Origin of the sequence: Mesorhizobium sp. M0715 (assembly GCF_040320355.1) — a bacterium.
Classification (GTDB): domain Bacteria; phylum Pseudomonadota; class Alphaproteobacteria; order Rhizobiales; family Rhizobiaceae; genus Mesorhizobium.
The window spans coordinates 1-6249 of record NZ_JAMYPL010000056.1 but is presented as its reverse complement, the minus strand read 5'-3'; the positions used below and the strand labels follow the sequence as shown (position 1 = coordinate 6249).

Sequence of the window (6249 nt, the reverse complement as noted above, 5' to 3'; positions counted from 1 at the left end):
GGCGATCATGCCCCCGTGTCGTCAAAAAGCTACCAGCCAAATATCCTGTCAGAACACTGAAGGTGCCTAAGTGAACTGCATTAGCGCCACTTGGCGCCGTTTTTTGTTCATGGAAGCCGCTGTTTTCGAGCGCTTGTGGATTTCGCTCAGTTCTTGGCCTTGTCGACCAGCTTGTTCTTGGAAATCCAGGGCATCATCGCGCGCAGCTTGGCGCCGACTTCCTCGATCTGGTGGCTGTCATTGTTGCGGCGGATGCCTTTGAAGCGGGACATGCCGGCGCGATATTCCTGCATCCACTCCGAGGTGAATTTTCCCGTCTGGATGTCCTTCAGCACGCGCTTCATCTCGGCCTTGGTCTCGGCGGTGATGATGCGCGGACCCGAGACATATTCGCCCCATTCGGCGGTGTTCGAGATCGAGTAGTTCATGTTGGCGATGCCGCCTTCATAGATCAGGTCGACGATCAGCTTGACCTCGTGCAGGCACTCGAAATAGGCCATCTCAGGCGCGTAGCCGGCTTCCACCAGCGTCTCGAAACCGGCCCGGATCAACTCGACCAGACCGCCGCACAGCACGACCTGCTCGCCGAACAGGTCGGTCTCGCATTCCTCGCGGAAATTGGTCTCGATGATGCCCGAACGGCCGCCGCCGACGCCGCAGGCGTAGGACAGCGCCAGGTCGAGCGCATTGCCCGAAGCGTCCTGGTTGACGGCGACCAGGCACGGCACGCCGCCGCCCTTCTGGTATTCGCCGCGCACCGTGTGGCCGGGACCCTTCGGCGCGATCATGACGACGTCGACCGTCGACTTCGGCTCGATCAGGCCGAAATGCACGTTGAGGCCGTGCGCGAAGGCGATTGCGGCACCGTCGCGGATGTTCGGCGCGATCTCGTTTCTGTAGATGTCGGCCTGCAGTTCGTCCGGCGTTGCCATCATCATCAGGTCGGCCCATTTGGCGGCGTCCGCCACGCTCATCACCTTGAGCCCGTCGGCCTCGACCTTGTTGGCGGTCGCCGAGCCGGCCTTGAGGCCGATGGCGATCTCCTTGGCGCCGGAATCCTTGAGGTTGAGCGCATGCGCCCTGCCTTGGCTGCCATAGCCGATGATGGCGACCTTCTTGCCCTTGATCAGATTGAGATCGGCATCACGATCGTAATAGACGCGCATTTTGTCTTCCTTCCCGTTTTTACAAATCAGAGGGCCTTGCGGCCGGTTGTTGCTCCATGAAGAGCGAGAAACTGCTGCGTCGCGCGCGCGGCATCGCCGCCGATCGCCGCCTCAGTCAATTCCAGCCGGTCGCCAAGCAGCAGACGGATCTGCACGTCGCGGGCGACCAGCCCGAAAAAGGTGCGGAACGCCGTCTCGGCATCCGCGAAATCCAAAAGACCGGTCCGTCGGCCGGCCTCAAGCACCGGCTTCAACCGTTTGGCCAATGCGAAGCGGCCGTTCTCAAGCACGACGGCGCCGAGATTGTCCTTACCCGAGCCCGCATGGCTGACCGCCACCCGGTTGAGGGCGATCGACGTGTCGCTGGAGATCACCTTAAGCCAGTCCGAGGCAAAGCGTTCGAGGCTTGCGGTCAGCGAGGCAAGATCGAGCCCCTTGCCGTCAACCGGCGCCACCCGCACTTTCGAGGCCTGCCACTGCACCGTCGCCGTCAGCAGCCCGTCACGGTCGCCGAACCATTTGTAGAGCGTTTCCTTGGAGCAGCTAGCGCGGCGCGCCACGGCGGTCATGGTCAGATGATCGCCCTCCTCGACCAGCAGCCGCAACGCCGCGTCGAGGACGGCCTTCTGCCGTTCTGTCAGCGCTTCGCTGGTGTCGATGTCGGGCAAGATGTGCAACACGCTCTTCTCTCGAAAGGCAGGCCGCCGATCACTCGGCAATCCGTACCGTACGTTACGGTTCGGCATATTGCGCATTCCAAGGCCGCACGCAAGAGGACGAGAGCAAAATATCTGCAAGTGGATGAGCGTTGCCGCGCGCGACAAGCCTCGCCTAGTCGCCGGCCGGCGGTTGACGCAGCCGTCCAAGCAATGCCGAGACCATGGTCAGCTCATCCGCCGACAATTTGGCGCCTACCAGTTCCGCAATCGAGCGTCCGTAGACAGCCCACATCTGGCGGCGTGTCTCTCGCCCGCTGGCGGTGATGCGGATGGTCTGGCCACGGCCGTCATCGGCCACCGGCAGTTTCTCGACGAGCCCATCGGCCTCGAGCCGGGCCAGAAGCCGAGAGATGTTGTATTGCGCGAACAGCGTGCGCTCGATGAGCTGGAACGGCCGCAGCCCGCCCTCACCCGCCTCGGCGAGCTCATGCAGCACGTCGTACCAGGCAAGCGGCGGCAGGCCGGCGGCCTTCAACGCCTCTTCGGCGCTTTCCATCAGCTGGCGCGAAACGCGCATCAGGCGAGCCCAGGCCTTGATGGCTTCGGGCGAAGGCGTGGCTTTCTCGGTCATGGCGCATTCCTAGACGATAGATGCAATTGCATCAAGCTTGACGGTCGATGCATGTGCATCTATATAGATGCAATTGCATTAACCCTGGAAAGCCGATCCGATGAAACACGAAACCTGCACACGCGCCGACAAGCTCATTCTCGTCAGCCATCACCTCTGCCCCTATGTGCAGCGCGCCGCGATTTCGCTGGCCGAAAAGGGCGTGCCGTTCGAGCGCATCGATATCGACCTCGCCAACAAGCCGGACTGGTTCAAGGCGATCTCGCCGCTCGGCAAGGTGCCGCTGCTGCGCGTGCAGCGAAATGGCGAGGAAACGGTGGTCTTCGAGTCAGCGGTCATCCTGGAATTCCTCGAAGAGACGCAGGCCAATCCCCTCCACCCTGTCGATCCCTATGCCCGCGCCCGTCATCGCGCCTGGATCGAGTTCGGTTCGGCAACCCTCAACGCCATCGGCCGGTTCTATTCAGCCTCGATCGAGGCTGGCTTCCTTGCCGAATCCAGCGCGCTGTCCGCCATGTTCGATCGCCTCGAAGCCGAGCTGGCGGACGAGCCCGGCGGACCCTGGTTCGCCAGCAACCACTTTTCGCTGGTCGACGCCGTTTACGGTCCGGTCTTCCGCTATCTCGATGTCTTCGACCACATCGGTGATTTCGGCATTCTGGACGGCAAACCGCTCGTCCGAGCCTGGCGCAAGGCGTTGAGTGAACGCCCGTCGATCAGGCAAGCCGTGGCGCCGGACTATCCGCAGCGCCTGCATGCTTTCCTGCAAGCGAAGGGATCGCACCTTTCAGGCCTCATCCGGCAAAACGATCCAGCCACCGCGCCTCGGTCAGCCCAATCCGCTTGAACGGATCGATCATCGTACCGGCCACCATCGAGGCGAGAAACTGCGGCGCCGGCGGGATTTTTGCCACCGTCGCCACCAGCCTGTCGCGGATGAAGGGCAGCGCCACCGAATCCGACTGGTAGAACGGCGTGAATGCCAGCGACAGCGCCTGGAAGATGCGGACATGCCAGCGCCGCGCCTTCGCATAGGCCTCCAGTGCTGCGTCGACACTCGTTGTCCGCACCAGCGCATGGCTGAGCGCCGCCGCGTCGAGCAGCGCCATGTTCGCCCCTTGCCCGAGTTGCGGACTGGTGGAATGCGCCGCGTCGCCGATGACGGCCAATCGCCTACCGGCCGGGAGCTTCATCGTGTGGTGGCCGTAGCGGGCCAGCGAGAGCTGGTCGAAACTGTCGATCTGGCTGGTGAACGCCTCGCTCTGTGGCCACAGCCGGACCACCCTTTCCTTCCAGGCGTTCAGGCCGCGGACGCGCACCTCATCGGCATCCGACGGCTTCAGGCTCCAGAAGAAGGCCGCCATCTTTTCAGCGCCCGGCTGCGGCCGGCCGACCGGCAGCACGCCGATCATCACGCTCGCTTTGTCGTAGCGTTGCAGCAGCGCATGCTCATCGAAACCGTCGCCGCGCCAACCAAGCGAGGCCCAGAACGCGCCATAGGTGAGTGCTCTTGGCTCGCCTGGAGCGCTCGCGCGGCGCAGTTTCGAGCGCGAACCGCTGGCGTCGATGACGAGGTCGAACGGCCCTGCCCTTCGTCGGTTGCCGCATATCAGCGTCGCCCGTTCGCCGGTCTCCAGAGCCTCGATCTCGACGCCGGTCTCGATGGCGATCGCCTCGCGCTGCGCGGCGCGGAAAAGCACGCCGAACAAGGCCGCCCGGTGCACCGCCAGCCCGAAGCGGCCACCGCGTTGCGCATCGTAGCGGACATCGAGCACCGTACGGCCCGTGGAAGCATCGGCGCCATGCAGGCGGTCGATACGGCTGCCCAGCGCGAGTATGTCGTCAAGCAGGCCAAGATCGGCCAGGACCGTCAGCCCTGTCGGCTGCAGAATCAGCCCGGAGCCGACCGGCTTCGGCTCATCGAAGCGCTCGAAGACCGTGACCCGATGCCCGGCACGCTTGAGATAGAGCGCCATGGCCAATCCCGCCGGCCCGGCGCCGGCAATTGCTATGTCGTAGGAAATGCCAATGCCCCCAAGCCGAACTGGCCGGGACAATCCTTCAGCCGCCCGACGAAATCAAGCCGCGGGTTTTAACTGCCGTTCAAGCCTGCATGGCATCAAAGCCGGAACGCGCGTCGCGCACCGCGTCATGATTGAGTTCGGCCCATAGGATCAGCTGATGCAAGGCGCCGAACATCGAATGCCCGAGATCGGTCAGGCTGTATTCGACGCTCGGCGGCTTGGTCGGGAACACTTCGCGATGCACATAGCCGTCACGCTGCAAATCATGGAGCGTCTGCGTCAGCATGCGCTGTGAGATATCGGGCACCAGCCGCCGCAATTCGCCAAACCGATAGGGCTTTTCGGCCAGCGCCATCATCAGCAGCGAGCTCCATTTGCCGCTCACCCCCTGGATGACATCGCGGACTGGACAATTTGCAAAATTGCCGCCGCCGGAGATCGCCTTGTAGACCTCCATCTTCGATCTCAGATTGACGATCTTGCTGTCCACCGCTGGTTCCCTGCGCCTGCCTACCTCCCGAAAAACTGCCTTCTTTACGGCCCAGGGTCAATTCCTATTTTAGTGCTGGTCTCTTTTTGAGACTGCCACTCGAGCCGCCTTAGCGGCGCAATGTCAGGATCTTCCATGACCGAAACCCTTCTCGTCACCGGCGCTTCCGGCCAGCTCGGCCGCGGCGTCATCAACCATCTGCTGGACACGTTCAAGGTTCCAGCGGCACGGATCATCGCCACCACCCGCAATCCGGAAAACCTCGCCGGCCTGGCGGCCCGAGGCGTCATCACAAGGGCGGCTGACTTCGACGACACACTATCGTTGGAGTCTGCGTTCAAGGGCGCCGACAGGGTGCTGATCATCTCGACCGGCGAGATCGACCTGCTTCACGGCAAGCGCCTGAGGCAACACGAGAACGCGGTTGCCGCCGGGAAGAAGGCCGGCGTTTCCCACCTTCTCTACACCTCGATGCCTAATCCAGAACCGGTTTCGCCGGTGCTGTTTGCCAATGATCACTACGGCACCGAGCAGGCGATCAAGGCGAGCGGCATCCCTTACACGATCTTCCGCAACGGCTGGTACCAGGAGAACCTGTTCATGGCCCTGCCGCAGGCCATTGCCTCGGGACACTGGTATACGTCCGCCGGCGACGGCCGCATGGCGCACGGTGCGCGCGACGACATGGCGGCAGCGATTGCCGCCGGCCTCGTTACCGTTTCGAACGAAAGCAAGACTTACACCTTGACCGGCCCGCAGGCCTACACCACCGCGGAGATTGCGGCCCTGGTAAGCGAGGTCACCGGCAAGCCGCTAGATGTCGTGCAGGTTCCGGATGAAGCCCTGACCGAGGGCGTGAAGGCGGCTGGCGTTCCCGAGGACTTTGCCCGCATCATCGTGTCGTTCGACGCCAACACGCGTTCCGGCCGCATCGCCATGGTGACGGACGCGGTCGAGACGCTTTCCGGCCGGAAGTCGAAGACGCTGAAGCAGTTCCTCGAGGCAAACAAGGCCGCGCTGGCCGGTTGAAGCGGAGTGACATGGACTGTGCCGTGAAGCACAGTCCATTCGCCGATCCGCCAGGACATGTCCTAGATCGCCACCTGCGTGCCGATCTCGACCACGCGCCCGGTCGGGATTTGGAAATACTCCGTCGCATCGGCCGCCGTGCGCGCCAGGCCGATGAACAGCCGATCCTGCCACACCGGCATGCCGGAATTGGGCGAGGCCTTGAGCGAACGCCGTGACAGGAAGAACGAGGTCGTCATGATGTCGAACT

Annotated in this window: 8 protein-coding genes; 2 read left to right on the top strand and 6 right to left on the bottom strand. The window is 63.1% G+C overall.

The genetic code is table 11. The features are described 5' to 3' along the window. Nucleotides 1-146: 146 nt before the first annotated feature. The 3 genes from ilvC to NKI21_RS32040 form a co-directional block, all read right to left on the bottom strand. On the bottom strand, nucleotides 147-1166 hold the full coding sequence (ilvC, locus tag NKI21_RS32050; protein ID WP_023812415.1) for a ketol-acid reductoisomerase: 1020 nt from the start codon (nucleotides 1164-1166) through the stop codon (nucleotides 147-149). A gap of 26 nt (nucleotides 1167-1192) precedes the next feature. Next, entirely contained in the window at nucleotides 1193-1846 is a 654-nt protein-coding gene (locus NKI21_RS32045) for a TetR/AcrR family transcriptional regulator (RefSeq protein WP_352869252.1), read from the bottom strand. Between the two features lie 151 nt (nucleotides 1847-1997). Continuing rightward, nucleotides 1998-2456, bottom strand: a complete 459-nt coding sequence (locus tag NKI21_RS32040) for a MarR family winged helix-turn-helix transcriptional regulator (RefSeq protein WP_352439806.1) — start codon at nucleotides 2454-2456, stop codon at nucleotides 1998-2000. A gap of 100 nt (nucleotides 2457-2556) precedes the next feature. Between NKI21_RS32040 and NKI21_RS32035 the strand changes: the two genes are divergently transcribed. Beyond that, entirely contained in the window at nucleotides 2557-3303 is a 747-nt protein-coding gene (locus NKI21_RS32035; protein ID WP_352439805.1) for a glutathione S-transferase family protein, read from the top strand. Here NKI21_RS32035 and NKI21_RS32030 read toward each other — a convergent pair. Next, the gene (locus tag NKI21_RS32030) at nucleotides 3251-4513 is read right to left on the bottom strand and encodes an FAD-dependent oxidoreductase (protein ID WP_352439804.1); all 1263 of its coding nucleotides are present in this window, start codon (nucleotides 4511-4513) and stop codon (nucleotides 3251-3253) included. The genes NKI21_RS32035 and NKI21_RS32030 overlap by 53 nt on opposite strands. Nucleotides 4514-4559: 46 nt before the next feature. Continuing rightward, entirely contained in the window at nucleotides 4560-4970 is a 411-nt protein-coding gene (locus NKI21_RS32025) for a winged helix-turn-helix transcriptional regulator (protein ID WP_127293162.1), read from the bottom strand. Nucleotides 4971-5105: 135 nt separating this feature from the next. Between NKI21_RS32025 and NKI21_RS32020 the strand changes: the two genes are divergently transcribed. Then, entirely contained in the window at nucleotides 5106-5999 is an 894-nt protein-coding gene (locus tag NKI21_RS32020; protein WP_128304440.1) for an SDR family oxidoreductase, read from the top strand. A gap of 62 nt (nucleotides 6000-6061) precedes the next feature. On the opposite strand, the gene NKI21_RS32015 is transcribed toward NKI21_RS32020, so the two are convergent. After that, nucleotides 6062-6249: KUP/HAK/KT family potassium transporter (locus NKI21_RS32015; RefSeq protein ID WP_352869250.1), on the bottom strand; the 188-nt coding region annotated here is incomplete at its 5' end.